The sequence below is a fragment of the Cellulophaga sp. BC115SP genome, assembly GCF_009905545.1.
Taxonomy (GTDB): Bacteria; Bacteroidota; Bacteroidia; order Cytophagales; family Spirosomataceae; genus Flectobacillus; species Flectobacillus rivi.
Window position 1 is genome coordinate 193,817 of the sequence record NZ_JAAALB010000007.1, and the last position, 20,104, is coordinate 213,920.

Below are 20,104 nucleotides of genomic sequence, written 5' to 3' on the forward strand. Positions count from 1 at the left end.
TTATGTAGTGTTTGAAGAATTTCAAACTATTGCGGATTGGGGATTTCAGAAATATGCCTCTTTTTACAAAATTGAATTTTAAAAAGTAGAATACACATCCGAAATCCAACATCCAATATCTGAAATTTTAATAACCCATATTTATCAACAAATATTTTTAACCCTTTTATTTGAGTCATTGATTTGACTCACACATTTCCCCAACCAAATTAATATGATACAACAACGTGTTTATTTGGACAATGCCGCTACCACACCGCTCGATAGAGCAGTGATTGAGGCAATGTTACCAATGATGGAGAAAAATTTCGGTAACCCATCATCGATTCATGCACATGGACGTGAAGTGCGCAACGCTATTGAACGTGCTCGTAAAACTGTTGCTGGTCTTTTGAATACTTCTCCTGCTGAGATTTTCTTTACTTCTGGTGGTACAGAAGCCGATAATACAGCGATTGCATGCTCAATTGAAGAATATGGGATTAAACACGCTGTAACATCGTCGCTTGAGCACCATGCTGTGCTACATACCTTGGAGCACTTGCAAAAGATTGGTAAAATTAAGCTGAGCTTAGTCAATGTAGATGAAAAAGGTCATATCGACCTGAATCACCTTGAAGAGTTATTGAAGGCAAATCCTAATACCTTGGTATCGTTGATGCATGGTAATAATGAGATTGGCAACTTGTTGGATATGGAAAAGGTAGGGGAGTTGTGTAAAGAGTATGGCGCTACTTTCCATTCTGACACTGTACAAACGATGGGGCACTACAAACATGATTTGCAACAACTCAATATTGATTTTATTGTAGGTGCAGGTCATAAATTTCATGGACCAAAAGGTGCAGGTTTTCTCTATATTAATGCTGATAAAAAAATCCATCCATTTATTCATGGTGGTTCACAAGAGCGTAATATGCGCGGAGGTACCGAAAATGTGTATGGTATTATTGGTTTGGCAAAAGCTTTGGAAGTTGCCTATAGCGATATGGACGGACACCGCAAGCATATCGAATCAGTAAAATCATATATGATTGAAAAGTTGAAGACCTCTTTTGATGATATTCAATTCAATGGTGATTCTGATAACTTGGAAAAAAGCTTATACACTGTACTCAATGTAAGTTTTCCTCCTTCGGAAGAAGCGGATATGTTCTTGTTTAACTTGGACATCAACAAAATTTCTGCTTCTGGTGGTAGTGCTTGTACGAGCGGTTCAAATATTGGCTCACATGTATTAGGTGGTATTGGTGCAGATCCAAATCGCCCATCGGTGAGATTCTCGTTTTCTAAGTATAATACAATTGAAGAAATTGATTATGTGATTGAAAAATTGAATCAGATTTTGAAAGTAGAAGCATAATTCTTTTAGTTAGGTTCTTTTTTCTTGTCAGAAAGATTAATTCTTTGTAAAACCCTAGAGTTCAGGTTTGAATTCTAGGGTTTTTTTTGTAAATTTTGTTTAGTGCCCTTTTTAAATCAACTTGGTATTTTTATAAAATTTATTCATGATGGAAGAAACAACTCCTAGTCAAACTTCACAACCTACACTCAAAAAAGCGATTAATGCTATTCAATTATGGAGTATCGCCGTTGGATTAGTTATTTCGGGTGAATACTTTGGCTGGAATTATGGCTGGCAAACTTCGGGAACAATAGGTTTCTTGGTTTCAACCTTGTTGGTGACTGTTATGTACATCACTTTTATATTTTCCTACACCGAGTTGACTACCTCTATTCCTCATGCGGGTGGGGCATTTGCTTATGCACGACGAGCTATGGGACCTTGGGGCGGATTTATCGCAGGTTATGCCACCCTAGTAGATTTTTTGTTGGCTCCACCAGCCATCGCCTACGCATTGGGAAGTTATACCAATTTCCTTAATCCAGCGATTCCTGTTGTGCCAACGGCAATGGCTATGTATGTTATTTTTATCGCTATCAACTGGTTTGGAATCAAAGAATCTGCTCAGTTTTCATTGATTGTTACCATTCTTTCAGTGCTCGAATTGGCGGTTTTTATGGCGGTGGTAGCTCCTTATTTCAAGTACGAAAACTTTGTCGCCAATAATCCCGAACATTTTACGGCTGATGGAATCTTTGCAGGAATTCCCTTTGCTCTCTGGTTTTTTGTAGCCATAGAAGGCGTCGCAATGGTGGCTGAGGAGGTCAAAAATCCACATAAAACAATACCAATTGGCTATATCACGAGTATTTTGACATTGGCTATATTGGCACTTGGTGTCATGATCTTGAGTGCTGGCGTAGGCGACTGGCGCAGATTGATTAGTCTTGATCACCCTATTCCAGAGGCTTTGTCAATGGCCTTGGGCGAAAAAAATGCTTTGTCAAAAATCTTCGCAAGTTTAGGGTTATTTGGCTTAATCGCTTCTTTTCATTGTAATACTATCAGCTATTCGCGCCAGATTTATGCGCTTGCTCGTGAGGGATATTTACCAGAATTTTTATCTGCCGTTAATAAAAAGTATCAAACTCCACACTGGGCGCTTATTGCTGGTGGTTTAATTGGCTTTTTAGCCATTTTCACAGGAACTACTGATAAGATTATTATTATGTCAGGACTTGGAGCTGTAGTTATGTACGCTGTAAGTATGGTTAGCTTGTTTGTATTACGTATGCGTGAACCTGCGCTCGAAAAACCTTTTAAAGCTCCTTTATATCCTTGGTTTCCAATCATAGCCTTGGTGCTATCGGTGGTTTGTATGATGGCTATTATTTACTACAATCCTGCAATTACTTTACTGTTTGTTGGTATCTTTTTGTTACTACTTCCAATTTTTCTTTGGCAGAAAAAAAGAAAGAAATGGTAGTGTTTAATTTGAAGATGTGCTGATTTGAAGATTTGAAAATTAGGTTTAATTTGAATATGAGATGATTTGGGGATAGTGTAATTTGAAGATTTGGTAATTTGGAAATGAGATAGTTTGAAGATGATTTTGGGGTAGTTATGTTCAAATGCTACGAATGTTAAAATACCCTTTTCTTACCAATGAACTATTCGCTGATAGGCATCTTGATGCTCCGCTCTTCCTATTTTGTTGGGTAAAAAGGTTTTTTTTTATCATATTCGAATTGTTTTGATTTTTATAGAAAGGGAGTAGTATGTCGATTTTTGATAAAATAAAAAATGTTTTTGTAAAACAGCAGAAAGAAGAGATTGTAGAGCTAAGCGAGCAAATTGCTGAAGTACAGCCTCTTGAATCTTCTCCTGTTGTGGAGGTAATCCCTGTCTCGTCGTCAGAAAGAATGAAAGTTTCATCTATTAACCAACCAGACTGGTTGATTAATGAGGATATTCTGCGTGATGAAGGGGTGATTTTTGGACTTTCTGGCTCAAACCCTGAAGAAAAAATTTCAATTATTCGAAGTTATTTTCATCAACAAACTGCCGATACCGAAAAGTTGATTGAGCACCGAGAGGAGAAGATAGGAGAACTCAATTACTGGATAAATGAAAAGGAAGGCCTAGTCAAAGAATTAGAGCGAAAAATAGAGCTTCTCAAAGAAAAAGAATTCACCGAGCAACATCATTTACCTAGAACCATAACAGGCTTGTCTTTGGCGATTGGCATTGCTGTGGGTAATTATTTTTTGATTGAAGAAGCACTTCGTGGACACTTTGAACAAAATAAATTGATTGCTTTGGGCGTATTTATGGCAGGGATGTTCAATTTGTTTGGTCGAATCTCATTTTTACATGACGATGCCCGTCAAAGTAATTGGCGTAAAATCCTTGAGGAAATTGGTATGCCATTGGCTTCTGCGTTTTTTGTGTTTGCTCAGATTTATGCCTCTCAACCAGTTTTGAATGCTTGGGCGTTGTTTGCCTTTATCTTTTTCTTGTTTATGTTTTCGGGTAAACTTTTGTTGGGTAATTTGGCGGTGTTAAAGGATGATTTAACCATTTTTCAAAAACGAAATCAATTACAACAAGATAAAGTCAAAAAAGTGGCTGAATGGGAAAAAGAGATTGACCAACATAAAGCCGAAATCAAAGAGTATCGTGTTGAGAAACAATCAATTTTGCCAGAATTGAGCCGATATATTGCAGAACGTACGCGTATCAATGCTCAAAGAGATATGCTAATCAAAGTTTTTGAAAGTGAATATCACTTGGCTTTAAATTATCGAAGTCGTATCTCGCAGAAAGATATACAGTCGATGCTAGGAGAGGAGGAAGAGGAATTTTAATATTGAGAACTGATGGACGAAAATAAATCTCATGCCGAAAAATATGATTTCCAACATGGTTATACTAGCGGTTTGGAATCGGTAGATAAAAATAATTATGAAGGATATTTATCCAGCCAAGTCAATTTTGAATGGCTAGATAAACAACTTCAGGAACAAAAACAGGAGTTAAATAAGCTAGAGGAAAAAATTACTCAAGCGAAATCTGCTTACAAATCAGCTTTTGATGCGCTTCAAGATAGAGTCTTGAAGGTGGGTTTGGCAGGTAAGAATAAAGAACGATTAGAATCTGAACTTTTTGAAATAGACGAAAAAAAGCATCAACTCGAAAAGCGCCGTTTAACCGCTGTACATAAGTATTCACTTTTTGCGGGTATTATTTACTTTATTGCGGGTGTCTCGTTTGTGGCAGGTGACTTGATTATCTCCCATGAGATTGTGGCTTATGCGCTCAACATTCATAATACGGTAGAGGCTTGGTCTTTTGCGGTTGGTTTGGCGATGGTTTCTATTTTACTCAAACCTGCCTACGAACGCTTGATTGAATCACCGTACTCTGATGGGGAAAGTGCAAAAGCTAAAAAAACTTACGCATGGTTCAAAGGCGTGACGGTGGTTTTTGCGGTAATTACACTCTTTGTGTTGGGTTGGTTTAGATACGAAGCGTACAAAACCGACAAAATGAAAGAAGGAATCAATAAGGCGATAAAAAATCTTAATAACCAAGTTTTTGACCCGTTCAATCCTACCGCTCCACCGCCTCCAGCAGTTCAGGCGCAGATTGAGGCCAAAATGCGCAGCTTTGACGCCCTTAATCAGGACTTGGTGAATAGCCCTTGGGCTTTAGCTTCATTTGTTTTGTCAGGCGTATTATTTGCTTTAGCAGGTGCGATCTGTTTGGGAATTGCCTTTCCTGTGTTGCAGTGTTATTGGTATCGTTGGCTTCAAATCGATCCACAACTTAAGCGTTTGAATAAACAAAGAAATAGTCTTCTTCCTCAAATTAAGGCAGAAGATGAAGCGTTGGCAGAGCATTTGATTCAGAAAAATATTCTCGAAAATGATTTACAGCTTGTAGATGATTTTCAAGCTTTAGAAAAAGAGAGAGCGAATCTTTCACAAGAAATCAAAGAAATCTATGAAGGAATGAGGTTGTCTGAGACCGATGCTCGAATTGCTTCGTACAACGATGGTTTTGGAAAAGGCTCGATGGTGCGCGATGCGATTAATGATGAAGAATTGTCGCAATTTGTTCGAGAAAGCTATTTTACAACTTCAAATCTCGCAAGTAAAGCAAAATCTTCATCGCCAGAAAAAGCATTGTTTAGTCGTAAACCGCAATTACGTCCGCATCAGCAATTACGTAAATTGATTTCGGAGGATTTTGATTCATCAGAGGAATTGTGAGTTAGTAGTGTACGAAGGATTCCAAACTATTGCGGATTTGGGATTTCTGATTTCGGAAATAAAGTAAAAGACTTTTATTTTTTCAAAATATAGCAATTTACACTTCCGAAATCCAATATCCGATATCCGAAATAAACAGTTTTAGAACCTTTATCTAATGCCTAGGGCTTAACGCCTAAAGCCCCAATATTTATTCACTCTAAAAACTAAGAAAATTATGGGATTATTTGATGCATTGATGGGAAACGCCTCGGAGGTTTCCTCTCACAAAGTTGCTGAGGAGTTTGCACCGATTTTGATTCATGGTGAAGAAGTCGTAAAGTCATTTCGACTGATTCGAGATATGTTTGTATTTACCAACAAAAGATTGATTTTGGTAGATAAACAAGGTTTGACAGGTTCGAAGGTAGATTTTCATACCATTCCATACAAAAGCATTAATCATTTTTCGAAAAGAAGTAATGGTTTGCTAGATTTGGATGCAGAGCTAATTATTTGGGTAAAAGGGAGCGATGCGCCACTCATTAAAGAATTTAGAAAAGGCGAAAATATCAACGATGTTTATAAGGTTTTATCTACTTATGTTTTGTAAGGAATAACGTTATAATAAATAGCAAAAGGTGCGATAGAATCCAAGTTAAGTTGGGTTTTATCGCACCTTTTGCTTTTATGAGGAAATCAAAACTAGTCTTTTATCGGAACATTATTTGCATCTAATAACTGAAGCTTAATTTTAATATTGCCCTTGGTTGCTTTTTGATGTTCATAATAGAGCACATAATTTTGAGCATAAATCTCATTTCTTTCTTTTTTTGAAAAAACACCTTTTGCCAATCTGAAATTGATTATTCCACCATATTTTCTATAATTTTCATGATGATGTTCATAAAAATCTATAGCTGCAGTACTGTCAATACTGCCTTCAATGGCGATGGATACCCTACAGTTTCCCATAGAAGGTTGTAAATTATCTACGAGAATAGCAGTATCTTTTTCACATTGAGTGATGGTGTATTCACGGTAACTGGGTTCTTGGCTGGTGCACGAACCTAGTGTAGCTACAAATAATAAAGCTTTGATAGAGTTTTTAAGGCTGATTTCCATTGGATTTACTTGGTAGAATTAATTTGAATTGGCCTAAAGTTGGAACACCATTTATCTTTACAATTGACCATAAGCTACCTTGAACACCAAGATTCTTTAATAAATCTTCAGTCCAGTAGTCTAAAGATAAACCTATGTTATTGTTTCTGACATCCATGATACTATTGAGGGCATTACCTTGTCCACTTTCATGTGCAATTAACATGTTATTTGCCGTAGTATAACCAAAAGCAACTTTTAAATTGTATGCTATTTGGGTATGGACAAAAGCATTATTTATTCCTTCGTCAATCGACCAACCTGCGAACAAACTTCCAGGTTTGATGAGGTTCTCTCCATAAGTTTTGGCATTATAATAAATAAAACCATATTGTACAATTTGTCTATAAGTTAAGGTTTTCAAAATATTGATCTCAGCATCATTTAATTTCATTTTGAATTTTGAAAGCATATTGTTTATATACGCAATTACCTTTGCTTTAAATTCTTCAGAATTTAAGACTTCATCATCCATTGAAATACCTGCATAGGGACTAAATGTTACTGTTTGGCGTTCTTCAACATGAGTAGAGTTATTGTACCAACTCAATATCATATCAAAGTTATTCCCTCGCATAGAAATACCATAAACTGTTACTTCACTTAGCATGACGTCTCCGTCACCTATACGGCTTGAATTAGCTCTTATAATTTTAGTCGGTGAAGATGGTTGTACATTGTCCTCCTTCTTATCGCAACTTACTAAAGATAATAATAAAGTTACGAATAAACTTGAAAATAATAGTTTTACTTTCATTTTAATAGATTTTTAATAAAAAATTAAGATAAGTGATAGAATTTGGCGCCATTTTCTGTTGTAAAATTCAGTTTATTGATTTACTTTTACTATACTAAAAAGTTGTTTTACAAAACCTATATAGTTGTATTTTGAAACCTTAAATAGTTCTTAAACCGTTTATCCCTTAATTAATATGAGATTAGGAAACAAGATTAGAATGATTCGTGAATTGAAAGGAATTTCACAAGAGGCACTAGCTATTTACTTAGATATTTCTCCTCAAGCTTATGGAAAAATTGAACGTGAAGAAACAAAACTAGATTTTGACCGATTAGAAAATATAGCCAATTACTTAAGTTTATCTGTCGAGCAAATTCTTGGTTTTAATGAAAATAAACTACTAGGTTCGAGGGATGAGTTAAAGGGGAAGATAGTTGCAGAAGCTCCAATGTTAAGTGAAAATGGTAAAATTATAGAAAGGCTTTTAATAACATTAGAGGCTAGATTTAATCGATACGATATTCTTCTAGAAAGAAACTTAGATATCATCGAAAGATTTGGGGAGCTAATCAACTCTAAATAAAAAGGGGTGGATAAGTCAGACGACATATATCCACCCCTTCTTTATTTAATAACTACAGTATCTTGTGAGGCTAACAATGAAATTATCTCACAATTAAGTATTCCAGACTTGGCATTTTTGTGTTTATAAACCAAGTTATAGTCATCCTCATAAATTTCATTTTTTAGGACGGTATCTATTTTTCCTTTTGGTAATGCCACAAAGAATGGACCCATATCATGACCTATTGAAGTGAGACTAATATGTATCGAATCATCAATGTTACCTTGAATTTTTAAATAAATTGCTTTAGCAGGTTTAAATCCAAGGAGTCCTTCTACTTTGATTAGAGTATCTTTTTGGCAATTTTGAATTGTGAAGTTTCGATGCAAAGGAGGCTTCTTTTTACAACTACTGAAATTACCTATAACAAATATACTTGCTATGAATAAGATGCAGTTAATTTTCATTTTGTCTTTTGATAAGGGGTGACTATTTACATTATAACTTGTTTGAAGTGAATCAAGTCATAATTATAGAGGTCTATTATCTACATCTAACAACTGAAGCTTAATTTTAATATTCCCCTTGGTTGCTTTTTGATGGTCATAATAGAGTACATAATTTTTAGCATAAATTTCATCTCTTCCTTTTTTCGAAAAAATACCTTTTGCCAATCTAAATTGAATTACACTAGGATTTTTTCTATAATTATCGTTATTATGTTCTTGTAAATCGATAATAGCAGTACTATCAATACTACCTTCCACAATGATAGATACATGACAGTTTCCCATATAAGCTTGTAAATTATCTACTAAAATTGCAGTATCTTTTTCACATTGAGTGATAGTGTATTCACGGTAACTGGGTTCTCTGATGGTGCAGGATAACAGGCTTGCTACGCCAAATGGAATAATAATACGAAGAAATGATCGAGTGTTTAAATTCATGGTGAAGAATTTTAAAGGTTGAAACTATTTATAAAATATTGATTTGAAGGTGAATGTAGTGTTATTTTAGACTTTACTTTTAGGGTGCGACTTTAGTCGCACCCTAAAAGTAAAGTCTATTCAAAAGTCGTAACAGTAACTCTAAATTTATACATTAGTCCTTTGAAATAAAAACAGGTTCTCAATTTTCTACACTATCAAACTACTCAAGGAATACTGTTGCGTATTGCAAAAAGAAACGCTGTAGAAATAATATCCCATACGGTTGGTCGTATATCTGCGCCATACATATACGAGCGGACTTCCCACACTTACTTTCAAGAATTGTGCTTCTTGGGCTTTGGCCAATACACAGGATACTTCTTGTTCAACACCTGAGGCTTCTACGTGATAATTGACGCGTAATGATTCCATGATTGAATCATTGACAAAAGGCGTCATGATAAAACCTGGCAAATTGATATTCGGCAAATAATAGTATTCAAACATCACAGGCGTAGCTTGAGAATGGTGTAGATTCATCGCAACGATACAGCCTGCTTGTCGTTCAGCTTCTGAAATAGGGAAGAAAAAAGCAGGATCCCATGCCTGAATGGAGGGTCTTCCAATGATTTTGGATTGTAGAGCAACCTCTTCGTTACTATTGAGCTGTTTGGGGTCTCTAAATGCGAGTAATCCTACTGTTTTGCGTCGAAGATTCACAAAACTTCCCTTTCCCTTTTGCTTGCGGATATAGCCATCCTTCACAAGCTCGTTGAGGGCTTGTCGAACGGTCATACGAGTGATTTGATGCAAATCGGCTAACTGATTTTCGGATGGTAATAAATCATCTTGCTGATAAATACCCGAAATAATCTGATGTCGAAGGCTCTCGTATAGTTGTCGATATTGTGGAATTTGCATACGTTCTGAGGAATTAGGGTGCAAAAATACAATTCTTCAGCAAGACTTCTGCACTCTTCAGAAAAGGTTTCTCTAATTTGATGATATTGTGTTTGGTAATCTATTGATAGATAGATTTTTGTAAAAATGTTGATGATAAAAATTAGTATTCAATAACTTATTACTGGACAAAATGAAAGTTCCTAGTTCAAGACTTTGTCTTGGACTTAGTCCTTTAACCAGTTTAAAACTGGTTAAAGGACTGAGCAGTCTAAATCCGCTTACCAAACTTACCCGTTTTGTCCAGTAATAAAACTACAGACTAAAAACCGCTTTACTCTATCGAAACCTTTTTTACATTATCGATAATATGCTTATCGATTAATTTATGAATGGGATCTATACCAGCCTTGAGAGGTTCTTCTTTCACGATAAGCTTGAGTGTTTGTTCCTTTTTGCTAAAACGATGTTTTTTCAGGTAAATTAATTTATCATTTCCTTCTGCATCTTTTCCATAAACACCCACATCAATCCAGTCATTCATACCAATCACCTTCTGGTTGCCAGATTTGTCTGCTCTACTTTTTTCAGAAGAAATCTTTAAAGTAACCTCGTATGTATTGTTCTTCAGCTTTTTGGCAGTAGCTATATCTGTTTTATTTTCATACAAAGTAATTGTTTCAAAAAGGTCAGTAATCAGATATTTCAAAGAATCTGGCGTTGCTTTTTTGAGATACGCTAATAAATCTAAGGTAGTTGGATAGCGCTTTTTGTGGTTGTCTGGTCCTGCATATTTCCAATCTTTAGCATATTCGGATAAGGCTTGATTTACTTTATCTTCACCGATATAATCTTGCAGTGCATACAAACATACAGAGCCTTTGTTATAATGGATATATTGTTGATTTTCACATAAATATAATGGTTGCTCTTTCTTGCGCTCGGTGGCACGACCGTAAAGATATTCATCCAAATTATATTTCATGAACTTTTGCATGACCTCAGTTGACAGGTGATTTTTGAGTACCATCAAAGCAGAATATTCAGATAAAGACTCCGAAAGCATGCCATTGCCTTTGACATTGGCTTCAATGACCTGATGTCCCCACCATTGATGACCAAGTTCGTGCGCAGTTACATAGAATGGAATATCTGGGTCATCTTTTTGAATATCCATCACAAAGCCCATGCTTTCAGAAAATGGAACCGTATTGGCAAAAGATTGTGCAAAGGAAGCATATCTAGGAAACTCCATGATGCGCATTTGTTTGTATTGAAAAGGGCTGAAGTTTTTCGAATAATATCCCAATGCCTTTTTCATGCCATTCATGATTCTGTCAAGATTTTTATCGTGTCCTTTGTGATAATAAATTTCCAGATTGATACCATTCCATTTTTCACGTTTTACCTCATACCTTGCCGAAACTATCGAGTAAAAATTAGCCATAGGCTGATCCATGCTATAACTAAAATAGCGACGATTATTGGCATTCCACGATTTTTGGAGGTAACCTGGTGCTATGGCAATTTGGTCAGGCTCAGTGCCAATGGTCATCGAGAATCGAATTAAATCGGCATCATCGCCAAAGAGGTTACTTGATAGCCCATGTGGGTCATTTTGATTTGGTAATCGGTCTTCTTTGGGTTTGAGTCCATTGTCTTCGCGGTCGTCTTTATCGCTCAGTTCAGCATCTTCGATATATCCCAATTGTGGAAAATAGGAACTATTGTTAAAAAATGTTCCATTATACACAATGTTCGTGCCTGTAACGCTTGACAAGAAACTTTTCGCACCGACTGCCAATTGAAAATCCATCTTGATCGAATCTTGTGGAGCAAGAGCTTTTTGCAAATGATAAATCGTAAACTGAAAATCTTTCCATTCTTTTTGTTTAGTAAAAGGTTGGTCAAACGTCAGTTTTTCGACATCTACATCGGCTGTAAATGAAATATAGATATCCTGAATAGGTTTATTGGTTTTATTCTTCAAATAATAAAAACCTTCAGTTTTCATTTTTCTTTCCGACGGGTACAATTCTACTTTGAGATTGGATTCTACGATTTTGGGTTGGGGTGCATTCTCATATTTTTTTAACGTTTTCTCAAAATCTGCTCGTAGTTTTTTCTCATTCTTTGAAGAACGATAGGTTTCTAAGAAATTGGTATTATAAAAAATATAGCCACCTGTGCCAATCAAGACTGTCAGTGTAAGAATAGTTGCCGTGAGTAAGGGTTTACTAAAACGATGATTACTAGCAGCAATACGAGTTTCGAGCAATTCGTCGGCACCTCGTACGGAGAGAATCGTCGCACCAATAAACATGATCATGACAAAGGCAAGCCAGTAAGAACTCATCCATGAGAATGGTGTCACAAAATGCCCATAAATATTCATGTCAGAATATTGCCCCAAACTTTGTCCTCCAAATTGTAAAAGAGGGTGTTCGACTCCCATCAGTGAAAGCACTGCCGTGAGAATCAAAAAACCGACCGAGATAGCAATACCCAAAAATTTATCATTGACTATTACCTGAATAAAAAAGAAGAATAGGAGAAACTGTATGATAGAAATTAGGGTGGAAGAAAACAAAGTGCCAAAATACACCGATAGCTGAAAGTCAAAATATCCCTGAACTGCCTGAACTAGCACACTCAGCCCAATAAAAAAGACCAATAGCGTACAAAATACCAATAAAAGCGATAAGAATTTGCTAAAAATCCCGATAAAATCAGGAATCGGCATCGAATCAAAAATCAGGTTGAATTTGACAGTACGCTCTTTCCATACTAGCTCGCCAGCATACGTAACTGCAATGGCTAAATAGAAAAACTCTAGAATCCCTAAAGAACCAAGCATATTGGCAGTAGTAGGTAGAGTTCCAACCCCAAACCAGCGTTGAGTATTACCGACCGTTGCAATGAACAAGGCAAAGCCCGAAATGATGATTGTCAGAAATGGTACTTCCTTAAAAATTGTTCGGTAGTAGAAGGTAGTTAAGCTCCCAAACTGTCGCAGATAGGTATTGTTATTAAGTAATTGTTGGACTTGTGGAATAACAACATTTTCTGGTTTGATACGTACTTCTTCTTGTTTCTTAGATTTTTTGGGTTTAAAATGTGAACTTTTGACAACATTAAAACTAAAACTCCAATACGTGATGGCTAAAATAATCAATCCCAATCCTGTGACAATAAGGCGATTGTAAAGAAATACTCCTGAAAGTGGAATCATCCACATATTGCGTTCGGCAGGTGACCAATAACGAATGGTGGTATTAAGACTGATAATACCAAAAGGGTCTATATAGCTTGCTAGTTCACGGTTATCGATATTTGAAAGGAGCTGTTGAGCGATATTATAGACGACAAAAAGGATAATTCCTTGTGTGTAAATCATCACAGACTTGCGAGTGAGTGCCCCTGCTGCAAAAAATAATGCTCCTGTGAAAAGTAAATTAGGTATTACCAAGACAAAAAATGGCTGAATAAAATGCAGTAAATTAAAAGGAAGCAAATTTTCAGCTTTGCGATTTGGCAAGAAGTCCCCTATAGCTAAACCCAGCCAAAAACCAGAGAAAATAAATAGCAACACTAGAAATGAGCCAATAAAGCGCCCCATCAAATAGTCGAACTTTCTGATAGGATTACTAAACATCAATGCTTCGGTATTGTACTCAAAATCTCTCAAAACTGCTACGCCCATGACTGCGGAGGTAATCATACAGAAAAAATAGGAGACAATTCCTTGTAAAAAAGCGATAATGAAAGGTGCATTTTCTTTGATTTGCTCACTTCTGGTTACAATGTCTTTTAGCTCTGTGGTAACAAATAGTATGGCAGTTACAAAGAGTAACAAAAAGTATATCCAAGTCGCAGGTCTTCGCTTGCGATAGTTAATTTCGAATCTAATAAATTCTAAAAGCATAGTTTGAATAGGTTAGGCGTTAGCAAATATTTTTCCGAAATATACGTCTTCCAAATCTGGATTTACCGCTACAAATCCAGCTTCTGGCTGAGTATCTGCTAGCACATTGATAACTGGCGTACCAGCAATCAAGCGATCAGAAATTACCGTAAACTGCTCTTTGTAGGTGTTTAGTTCGGCTTTTGTAATACGTTTTTGCCATACTTTTCCTTCTAATTGAGCCATGGCATCAAAAGGATTTCCTTTGTATAATACCTGTCCTCGGTTGATAATCGCCATGTCGGAGCATAATTCTTTGACATCTTCAACGATATGTGTTGATAAAATGACGATGGTATTTTCGCCCAGCTCCGACAAGAGGTTCAGAAATCTATTGCGTTCGGCAGGGTCAAGACCAGCCGTTGGTTCGTCTACAATGATCAATTTTGGACTCGCAATAAGAGCTTGGGCTATGCCAAAACGTTGTTTCATACCTCCCGAATAGCCTCCCAAGTTTTTGGTACGAGCTTCCCAAAGGTTGGTTTTTTGTAACAAAGATTCGACTAATTCTTTACGTTCGGCTTTATGGGTAATACCTTTCAATACGGCAAGATGGTCGAGTAGCGTGATAGCATCGATTTTAGGATAAACACCAAATTCCTGAGGTAGGTAGCCTAAGGTTTTGCGAACATCATCTTTTTGAGTAAGCACATTGATGTCTCCCAACATAATACTGCCAGAGTCGGCTTCTTGTAAAGTGGCAATGGTACGCATCAATGATGACTTTCCTGCACCATTTGGTCCCAGCAAACCAAACATTCCTTGATTGATGGTTAGATTTACATTGTTGATGGCATGTACACCATTCGAGTAGGTTTTGTTGAGATTGGTAATTGTTAATTGCATGAGGTCAAAAGGTTTTTAGAAAAAAGAATAAAGGTAATATAGTAAAAAAGTGTAAAAAAGAAATAGAGAAAAGGATAAAGTGCCCAAATAGTCATATAGGTTACAGAAGAACTTTGAGGATATGATTAACATCGAGGATTTCAAAGATTGAATGGTATGTATAACCTAGGTTGAGTCCCAAAGATACGGCATATAAAAAACCTCCTGTTTTCTATATGCCTAGACATACAAAATAACGAGGAGGTTTTTAGCGTTCGAACATTCTAATGATGTGCAAACGGTCTTATAAAACGGTAGAATACCTTGAAAACGGTTTGATAAAAATCAGTTTCAAGAATATCACAATTATACCGACATAATATCTTTTTCTTTTTCTACAAAAATAGCTTCAACTTTAGCAATGTAGCTATCAGTCAATTTTTGAACACGCTCTTCACCAGTTTTTACAGCATCTTCAGATACACCATCGTTTTTCAATTTACGAATAGAATCATTGGCTTCTTGACGAACTTTTCTAACGTTCACCTTAGCTGTTTCGATTTCAACTCTTGCTTTTTTTACCAATTCTTTACGTCTTTCCTCAGTCATTGGGGGCAAGTTCAAACGAATTACCTCACCGTCATTCATTGGAGAAAGTCCGATATTTGAGTTACGGATAGCCTTTTCGATTTCCGCAATCATTTTTTTCTCAAAAGGTTTTACTACGATTGAACGCGCATCAGGAATTGCAATAGACGCAGCACCTGTAAGAGGAGTCATCATACCATAGTATTCCACCTGAATCCCGTCGAGCATAGCGGGAGTTGCCTTTCCTGCACGAATCTTGGCTAACTCAATAGTTAGGTGCTTCATAGCGCCATCCATTGTTTCTGTGGCAGCATCAAGATAAAATTCTATTTCTTCCATTTGTTGTAATGAGTGGGTTGTGAAATTCAAATAGTTCGCTAGAGACTTTCAAAAAAAATCGGACAGCCCCAAGGTAAAACAACTTTGAGCTATCCGATATTTGAAGGTTATTTGTTAGCTAATAAAAGTTCCTACATCTTCACCTTGAACAAGCCTAGTAAGGTTGTCAGGTTTGTTCATATCGAATACGATAATAGGGAGTTTATTTTCTTGGCAAAGCGTAAACGCTGTTGCATCCATAATTTTCAGACCTTTACCTAAAGCCTCAGCAAATGAAAGCTGTGAATAACGTGTAGCAGTAGGGTCTTTTTCTGGATCAGCAGTATATACACCATCTACACGAGTTCCTTTTAGTACTACATCTGCCTCGATTTCGATAGCACGAAGTGCTGCCGCTGAGTCAGTTGTAAAATAAGGGTTACCAGTTCCGGCACTGAGGATAATAATTCTTCCTTTCTCAAGGTGACGAATAGCACGACGACGAATCATTGGTTCGCAAACAGCCTCGATTTTGACAGCAGTCATCAAACGAGTAAACATTCCGTGCTTCTCTAAAGAAGCCTGAATTGCCATACCGTTGATTACGGTAGCCAACATACCCATGTAATCACCTTGTACACGGTCGATACCAACTTTGGCAGCACTTGCGCCACGGAAGATATTACCGCCACCGATTACAATGGCAACTTCGACACCTAAATCGTGTATTTTCTTGATTTCTTGGGCATATTGCTCCAAAATTGAAGGTTCGAGAACTTCGCCATCTGAACTGAGGGCTTCACCTGAGAGCTTAAGAAGAATTCTTTTGTACTTGGGTTTGTCCATGAGAATTTTTTTTTTCGGTCGCAAAGATAAACAAAGTTTTTTAGTTTGGAATAGCCCCGATTTGAAGTTAAATGATTTTTATCTTTATTCCTGCACCATATAAGTAACAGGAAAGCTTAAATTAAGAATATATCTCTGGTTCACTTGGATAGTATCCCTATGATTATGAATGCAATCCAATAACTGATATACTAATAACAAATAACTTTTTTACTTATGGAACATAATCTGATAGCTGAGCGATTTGCGAACTCGCATGCACACAAAAATAGCCCAATTACGCAAAATATGTAATTGGGCTATTGAGTATTTATCAAAAGTGTTAGTAAATGGTTGAATCTAGGATTATTACGAATGATTTTATTCAAATTCAATCATTACTTGATTTTTCTCTACATTTTCACGTGCGGCTACTTTAATAGATTTTACTTTTCCGTCGCCAGTAGCTTTTAGTACATTTTCCATTTTCATGGCTTCCAAAATCAATAAAGTATCTCCTTTTTTGACAGCATCCCCAACCGCAACTTTAACGTCAACAACCAAGCCTGGCATTGGTGCTTTGAGGTCATTTACTTTTGAAGAGGCTGCATTGCTCATGCCCAGTTGGTCAAGCAAAATATCAAAACGGTCTTTTACGCCAACAGTGTAAACAGAATTATTGATTTTTAGGACAAAACTCTTGCTTGCATAATCCGCCTCGATTACTTCGGCATTGAACGAACGGTTATTATACAAAATACTGAAATTTCCGTCCTGTGTCTTGGCAAAATCCCAACCAAAAGGTTCTCCATTAAGGATGGTTTCAGTAGCATTTTGTTGAATATCGAAAGTCTTATTATTTACACTTGCTTTTAACATGGCTCTTTTAATTTTGTTTTGTTACGAACTTTTATTGACCAAATATACACCAACTAAAATAATTGACATACCTAAATAGTGCTCAATAAGTATAGCTTCGTTGTCCAGTGCGCCCCAGATCATCGCTACAATCGGAATGAGATAGGTAACAGAGCTAGCCAAAACTGCTGAAGTCATCTGTATCAGTCTATTAAACAACACCATCGCAATAGCAGAACCCATTACCCCAAGCAAGACACCATAACCCAAAGCAGGCAAAGCTCCGTCTTGCGAAAGCCTGTCTACAAAGTCTGAACTAAATAAAACTACACCTGACACTGGACCAATAGTCATAAAGATACAACTGGTAATGACCAAGGAGTCGAGACCAATATTAGTAAGATATTTTTTGGTAAACTGTAGATTGATACCATATAAGAGCGTCGCCAAAATCACCAATAAGGCATATAGGTTAATGGAGATTTTTTCTTTTCCAGCCAAAACCAACATTAAAGCACCCACAAAGCCTATAATAATGCCATAGAGTTGTCGTTTGGTAATACGATTATTGAAAAACAATCCACCAATGACTAGGGTAAATAGCGGTGTTGTTGAATTTAATGCTCCCGAAATAGCGCTATCTAGTTTTGTTCCTGCTAATGAGAAAAGAAAAGCAGGAAAGAGGTTTCCTAAACAACCTACAATCAAAAATTTATACCAATCCTTGAAAGGAATTTTTTTGAGGTTATACAAAAAAATAGGTACAAAAAAGCAAAATGCCGAAAAGATGCGCAATGAACCTACCTGTGACGCTTGAAATACATGAAGGCTTTTTTTGACAAGAATAAAAGAACTTCCCCAGACTAAAGCCAATAAGATTAACAAAAACCAAGCGATGGCAGAAGTAGATTTAGTAGTAGTGTTGCTCATAAGAAACAATGTTGAATGAAGCTTTGACCATACATGGTACAGCAAAACAGTTAGCAATGACAAGTTAATGCTTTTTTAACAACTAAAAATTGAAATAGAGTTTCAGAAACCTTGAAAAAGAAAGAAATACGAGAGAAGACGTCAAGAAAGGATAAGCAAGAACTACTGAAAAAGGGTCAATAAAACTTAAAACCTTGGGCAATCGGTGCCTTTGCGAGTACGAGTGGGAAGTTTGAGTCCACTTTTAAAACAACTGGTAATGCCCATTTGGAAGATTGTTCCGCTATTATGTGAGGAAGAAGACGTGCCGATTTCGAAGTGAATACCAATAAATGAACGTACCATCACTCTGATACCCAAAAGGATACCAACGGTTGGTGCAAATTGTTTTTGATAATAATCGCCACCTAGCATTGCTCCAAAATAAGGGTCTATATTGGCTTCATCAGAATTGGTTAGCTCTCCAAAATGTTGATAGCCTCTGAAACTAAATTGCTTAAAATCTGAAAATTCTGATGTGAATTGTGTATACTGAAGACCTAATCCATAGTACGGACTTTTGGTTATACGCTTTTCGAGTCCGATACAAAAGAGTTGCGGACTATTTTCGAGAATGCGAGTAGATTTATCCCTGTTTAGATCGGAGCCATGGGCAAAGTAAAGATAAATCGGGTGTAGTTTTTGTGCCTCAATTATATGGCTCAGCCCTATAAGAATAAGGGTTGATAGTATTAGCCTTTTCACAGCTTAAAATTTCTACTTAGGATGGATTCAATGTTAAAGAGAGTATGAGTAATGTGGTCATACTCTCTAAATAACTATTCAGACAAAAACTATACCGAATTACTCAGCAACAAGCTCTCCTTGTGCATAGAATGCTTGTACATTGGCTAATATTTCTAAGATTTCATCATAACTAAAGGCAGTTACGAGACGCATTCTAAATTCTTTGAAATGAGGTATTCCCTTAAAATAATTGGCATAATGACGGCGCATTTCGACGATACCTACATGGTTACCTTTCCAACGAATACTAAAGTCGAGATGATGTTTACATACATCTATTCGGTCTTGAATAGTAGGTAAAGCTAGATGCTCGCCCGTTTTTAGGAAATGTTTAATTTCGTTAAAAATCCAAGGATACCCAATAGAAGCACGACCAATCATGATGCCATCAACGCCATAACGGTTTTTATATTCTAATGCTTTTTCTGGAGAATCAATATCACCATTTCCGAAAATAGGAATTTTGATGCGAGGATTCTCTTTAATTTTTCCAATCAAAGTCCAATCTGCCTCTCCTTTGTACATCTGTACACGTGTACGCCCATGAATTGTCAAGGCTTCGATACCAATGTCTTGTAGTCTTTCGGCTACTTCTTGAATATTTTTGGTTGACTCATCCCAGCCTAAACGTGTTTTTACGGTCACAGGAAGGTGCGTTGACTCCACTACAGCCTTGGTCATGGCTACCATTTTAGGAATATCTTGAAGCAATGCAGCACCAGCACCTTTACAAGCCACTTGTTTTACAGGACATCCGTAGTTAATGTCAATCAAATCGGGACCTGCTTTGGTCGCAATCTCACCACAAGCTCTCATGGTTTCAATATCCGAGCCAAAAAGCTGAATACCAATTGGGCGCTCGTACTCAAAAATATCCAATTTTTGTACTGACTTTGCAGCATCACGAATCAAGCCCTCCGAGGAAATAAATTCAGTGTACATTAGGTCGGCTCCGTTGGCTTTGCAAACCGCTCTGAAGGGAGGGTCAGACACGTCTTCCATCGGGGCAAGCAAAAGTGGAAACTCGCCTAAATCTATATTTCTTATCTTTGCCATATTCAATTCTTGCCTGTATGTGCTAGGTTTTGGTAAATTCCTATAACAAACAGTCT

The 20,104-nt window shown here is 36.7% G+C and carries 19 protein-coding genes; 6 read left to right on the forward strand and 13 right to left on the reverse strand.

What is annotated here, in order from left to right:
- Positions 1–214 precede the first annotated feature (214 nt).
- From GVN22_RS08180 to GVN22_RS08200, 5 genes are all read left to right on the forward strand, one after another.
- Entirely contained in the window at positions 215–1,363 is a 1,149-nt protein-coding gene (locus GVN22_RS08180) for a cysteine desulfurase family protein (RefSeq protein ID WP_166550543.1), read from the forward strand.
- Between the two features lie 145 nt (positions 1,364–1,508).
- On the forward strand, positions 1,509–2,831 hold the full coding sequence (eat, locus tag GVN22_RS08185; protein WP_205690816.1) for an ethanolamine permease: 1,323 nt from the start codon (positions 1,509–1,511) through the stop codon (positions 2,829–2,831).
- A gap of 292 nt (positions 2,832–3,123) precedes the next feature.
- Entirely contained in the window at positions 3,124–4,212 is a 1,089-nt protein-coding gene (locus GVN22_RS08190) for a hypothetical protein (protein WP_166550544.1), read from the forward strand.
- A gap of 12 nt (positions 4,213–4,224) precedes the next feature.
- On the forward strand, positions 4,225–5,619 hold the full coding sequence (locus GVN22_RS08195; protein WP_166550545.1) for a DUF342 domain-containing protein: 1,395 nt from the start codon (positions 4,225–4,227) through the stop codon (positions 5,617–5,619).
- A gap of 217 nt (positions 5,620–5,836) precedes the next feature.
- Positions 5,837–6,211, forward strand: a complete 375-nt coding sequence (locus GVN22_RS08200; RefSeq protein WP_166550546.1) for a PH domain-containing protein — start codon at positions 5,837–5,839, stop codon at positions 6,209–6,211.
- 92 nt (positions 6,212–6,303) lie between these two features.
- Here the strand turns inward: GVN22_RS08200 and GVN22_RS08205 are convergent, their stop codons facing one another.
- On the reverse strand, positions 6,304–6,723 hold the full coding sequence (locus tag GVN22_RS08205; RefSeq protein WP_166550547.1) for a hypothetical protein: 420 nt from the start codon (positions 6,721–6,723) through the stop codon (positions 6,304–6,306).
- Complete coding sequence (locus GVN22_RS08210) at positions 6,707–7,519, reverse strand: hypothetical protein (protein ID WP_166550548.1); 813 nt, start codon at positions 7,517–7,519, stop codon at positions 6,707–6,709. Before GVN22_RS08210 ends, GVN22_RS08205 begins: the two co-directional genes overlap by 17 nt.
- 175 nt (positions 7,520–7,694) lie before the next feature.
- On the opposite strand from GVN22_RS08210, the gene GVN22_RS08215 reads away from it, so the two are divergent.
- Positions 7,695–8,084, forward strand: a complete 390-nt coding sequence (locus GVN22_RS08215; RefSeq protein ID WP_166550549.1) for a helix-turn-helix domain-containing protein — start codon at positions 7,695–7,697, stop codon at positions 8,082–8,084.
- Between the two features lie 41 nt (positions 8,085–8,125).
- Here GVN22_RS08215 and GVN22_RS08220 read toward each other — a convergent pair whose 3' ends face one another.
- The 11 genes from GVN22_RS08220 to dusB form a co-directional block, all read right to left on the reverse strand.
- Positions 8,126–8,533 carry a hypothetical protein gene (locus GVN22_RS08220; protein ID WP_166550550.1) on the reverse strand — a complete coding sequence of 136 codons (408 nt, stop codon included), beginning with the start codon at positions 8,531–8,533 and terminating at the stop codon, positions 8,126–8,128.
- Between the two features lie 63 nt (positions 8,534–8,596).
- Positions 8,597–9,016, reverse strand: coding sequence for a hypothetical protein (locus GVN22_RS08225; protein WP_166550551.1), 420 nt, complete (start codon positions 9,014–9,016; stop codon positions 8,597–8,599).
- 189 nt (positions 9,017–9,205) lie between these two features.
- Positions 9,206–9,919 (reverse strand): GntR family transcriptional regulator, encoded by a 714-nt coding sequence (locus GVN22_RS08230; protein WP_166550552.1) that lies wholly within the window; start codon positions 9,917–9,919, stop codon positions 9,206–9,208.
- A gap of 313 nt (positions 9,920–10,232) precedes the next feature.
- Positions 10,233–13,823, reverse strand: coding sequence for a M1 family aminopeptidase (locus GVN22_RS08235; protein ID WP_166550553.1), 3,591 nt, complete (start codon positions 13,821–13,823; stop codon positions 10,233–10,235).
- A 12-nt stretch (positions 13,824–13,835) separates the two neighbouring features.
- Positions 13,836–14,708: an ABC transporter ATP-binding protein gene (locus GVN22_RS08240; protein ID WP_166550554.1), complete on the reverse strand. Its 873-nt coding sequence runs from the start codon at positions 14,706–14,708 to the stop codon at positions 13,836–13,838.
- A 345-nt stretch (positions 14,709–15,053) separates the two neighbouring features.
- Positions 15,054–15,614 carry a ribosome recycling factor gene (frr, locus tag GVN22_RS08245; RefSeq protein ID WP_166550555.1) on the reverse strand — a complete coding sequence of 187 codons (561 nt, stop codon included), beginning with the start codon at positions 15,612–15,614 and terminating at the stop codon, positions 15,054–15,056.
- A gap of 114 nt (positions 15,615–15,728) precedes the next feature.
- Positions 15,729–16,439 (reverse strand): UMP kinase, encoded by a 711-nt coding sequence (gene pyrH / locus GVN22_RS08250; protein WP_095162017.1) that lies wholly within the window; start codon positions 16,437–16,439, stop codon positions 15,729–15,731.
- A 360-nt stretch (positions 16,440–16,799) separates the two neighbouring features.
- On the reverse strand, positions 16,800–17,297 hold the full coding sequence (locus GVN22_RS28240) for an acetyl-CoA carboxylase biotin carboxyl carrier protein subunit (protein ID WP_166550556.1): 498 nt from the start codon (positions 17,295–17,297) through the stop codon (positions 16,800–16,802).
- A gap of 21 nt (positions 17,298–17,318) precedes the next feature.
- On the reverse strand, positions 17,319–18,206 hold the full coding sequence (locus GVN22_RS08260; protein ID WP_166550557.1) for a DMT family transporter: 888 nt from the start codon (positions 18,204–18,206) through the stop codon (positions 17,319–17,321).
- Between the two features lie 186 nt (positions 18,207–18,392).
- Positions 18,393–18,950, reverse strand: a complete 558-nt coding sequence (locus GVN22_RS08265) for a hypothetical protein (RefSeq protein ID WP_166550558.1) — start codon at positions 18,948–18,950, stop codon at positions 18,393–18,395.
- Between the two features lie 99 nt (positions 18,951–19,049).
- Positions 19,050–20,048, reverse strand: a complete 999-nt coding sequence (dusB, locus tag GVN22_RS08270; protein WP_166550559.1) for a tRNA dihydrouridine synthase DusB — start codon at positions 20,046–20,048, stop codon at positions 19,050–19,052.
- Positions 20,049–20,104: the final 56 nt, after the last annotated feature.

Coding starts and splice junctions, on each gene's coding strand:
- GVN22_RS08180 (WP_166550543.1), top strand. CDS start 215: ATGATACAACAACGTGTTTATTTGGACAATGCCGCTACCACACCGCTC.
- eat (WP_205690816.1), top strand. CDS start 1,509: ATGATGGAAGAAACAACTCCTAGTCAAACTTCACAACCTACACTCAAA.
- GVN22_RS08190 (WP_166550544.1), top strand. CDS start 3,124: ATGTCGATTTTTGATAAAATAAAAAATGTTTTTGTAAAACAGCAGAAA.
- GVN22_RS08195 (WP_166550545.1), top strand. CDS start 4,225: ATGGACGAAAATAAATCTCATGCCGAAAAATATGATTTCCAACATGGT.
- GVN22_RS08200 (WP_166550546.1), top strand. CDS start 5,837: ATGGGATTATTTGATGCATTGATGGGAAACGCCTCGGAGGTTTCCTCT.
- GVN22_RS08205 (WP_166550547.1), bottom strand. CDS start 6,723: ATGGAAATCAGCCTTAAAAACTCTATCAAAGCTTTATTATTTGTAGCT.
- GVN22_RS08210 (WP_166550548.1), bottom strand. CDS start 7,519: ATGAAAGTAAAACTATTATTTTCAAGTTTATTCGTAACTTTATTATTA.
- GVN22_RS08215 (WP_166550549.1), top strand. CDS start 7,695: ATGAGATTAGGAAACAAGATTAGAATGATTCGTGAATTGAAAGGAATT.
- GVN22_RS08220 (WP_166550550.1), bottom strand. CDS start 8,533: ATGAAAATTAACTGCATCTTATTCATAGCAAGTATATTTGTTATAGGT.
- GVN22_RS08225 (WP_166550551.1), bottom strand. CDS start 9,016: ATGAATTTAAACACTCGATCATTTCTTCGTATTATTATTCCATTTGGC.
- GVN22_RS08230 (WP_166550552.1), bottom strand. CDS start 9,919: ATGCAAATTCCACAATATCGACAACTATACGAGAGCCTTCGACATCAG.
- GVN22_RS08235 (WP_166550553.1), bottom strand. CDS start 13,823: ATGCTTTTAGAATTTATTAGATTCGAAATTAACTATCGCAAGCGAAGA.
- GVN22_RS08240 (WP_166550554.1), bottom strand. CDS start 14,708: ATGCAATTAACAATTACCAATCTCAACAAAACCTACTCGAATGGTGTA.
- frr (WP_166550555.1), bottom strand. CDS start 15,614: ATGGAAGAAATAGAATTTTATCTTGATGCTGCCACAGAAACAATGGAT.
- pyrH (WP_095162017.1), bottom strand. CDS start 16,439: ATGGACAAACCCAAGTACAAAAGAATTCTTCTTAAGCTCTCAGGTGAA.
- GVN22_RS28240 (WP_166550556.1), bottom strand. CDS start 17,297: ATGTTAAAAGCAAGTGTAAATAATAAGACTTTCGATATTCAACAAAAT.
- GVN22_RS08260 (WP_166550557.1), bottom strand. CDS start 18,206: ATGAGCAACACTACTACTAAATCTACTTCTGCCATCGCTTGGTTTTTG.
- dusB (WP_166550559.1), bottom strand. CDS start 20,048: ATGGCAAAGATAAGAAATATAGATTTAGGCGAGTTTCCACTTTTGCTT.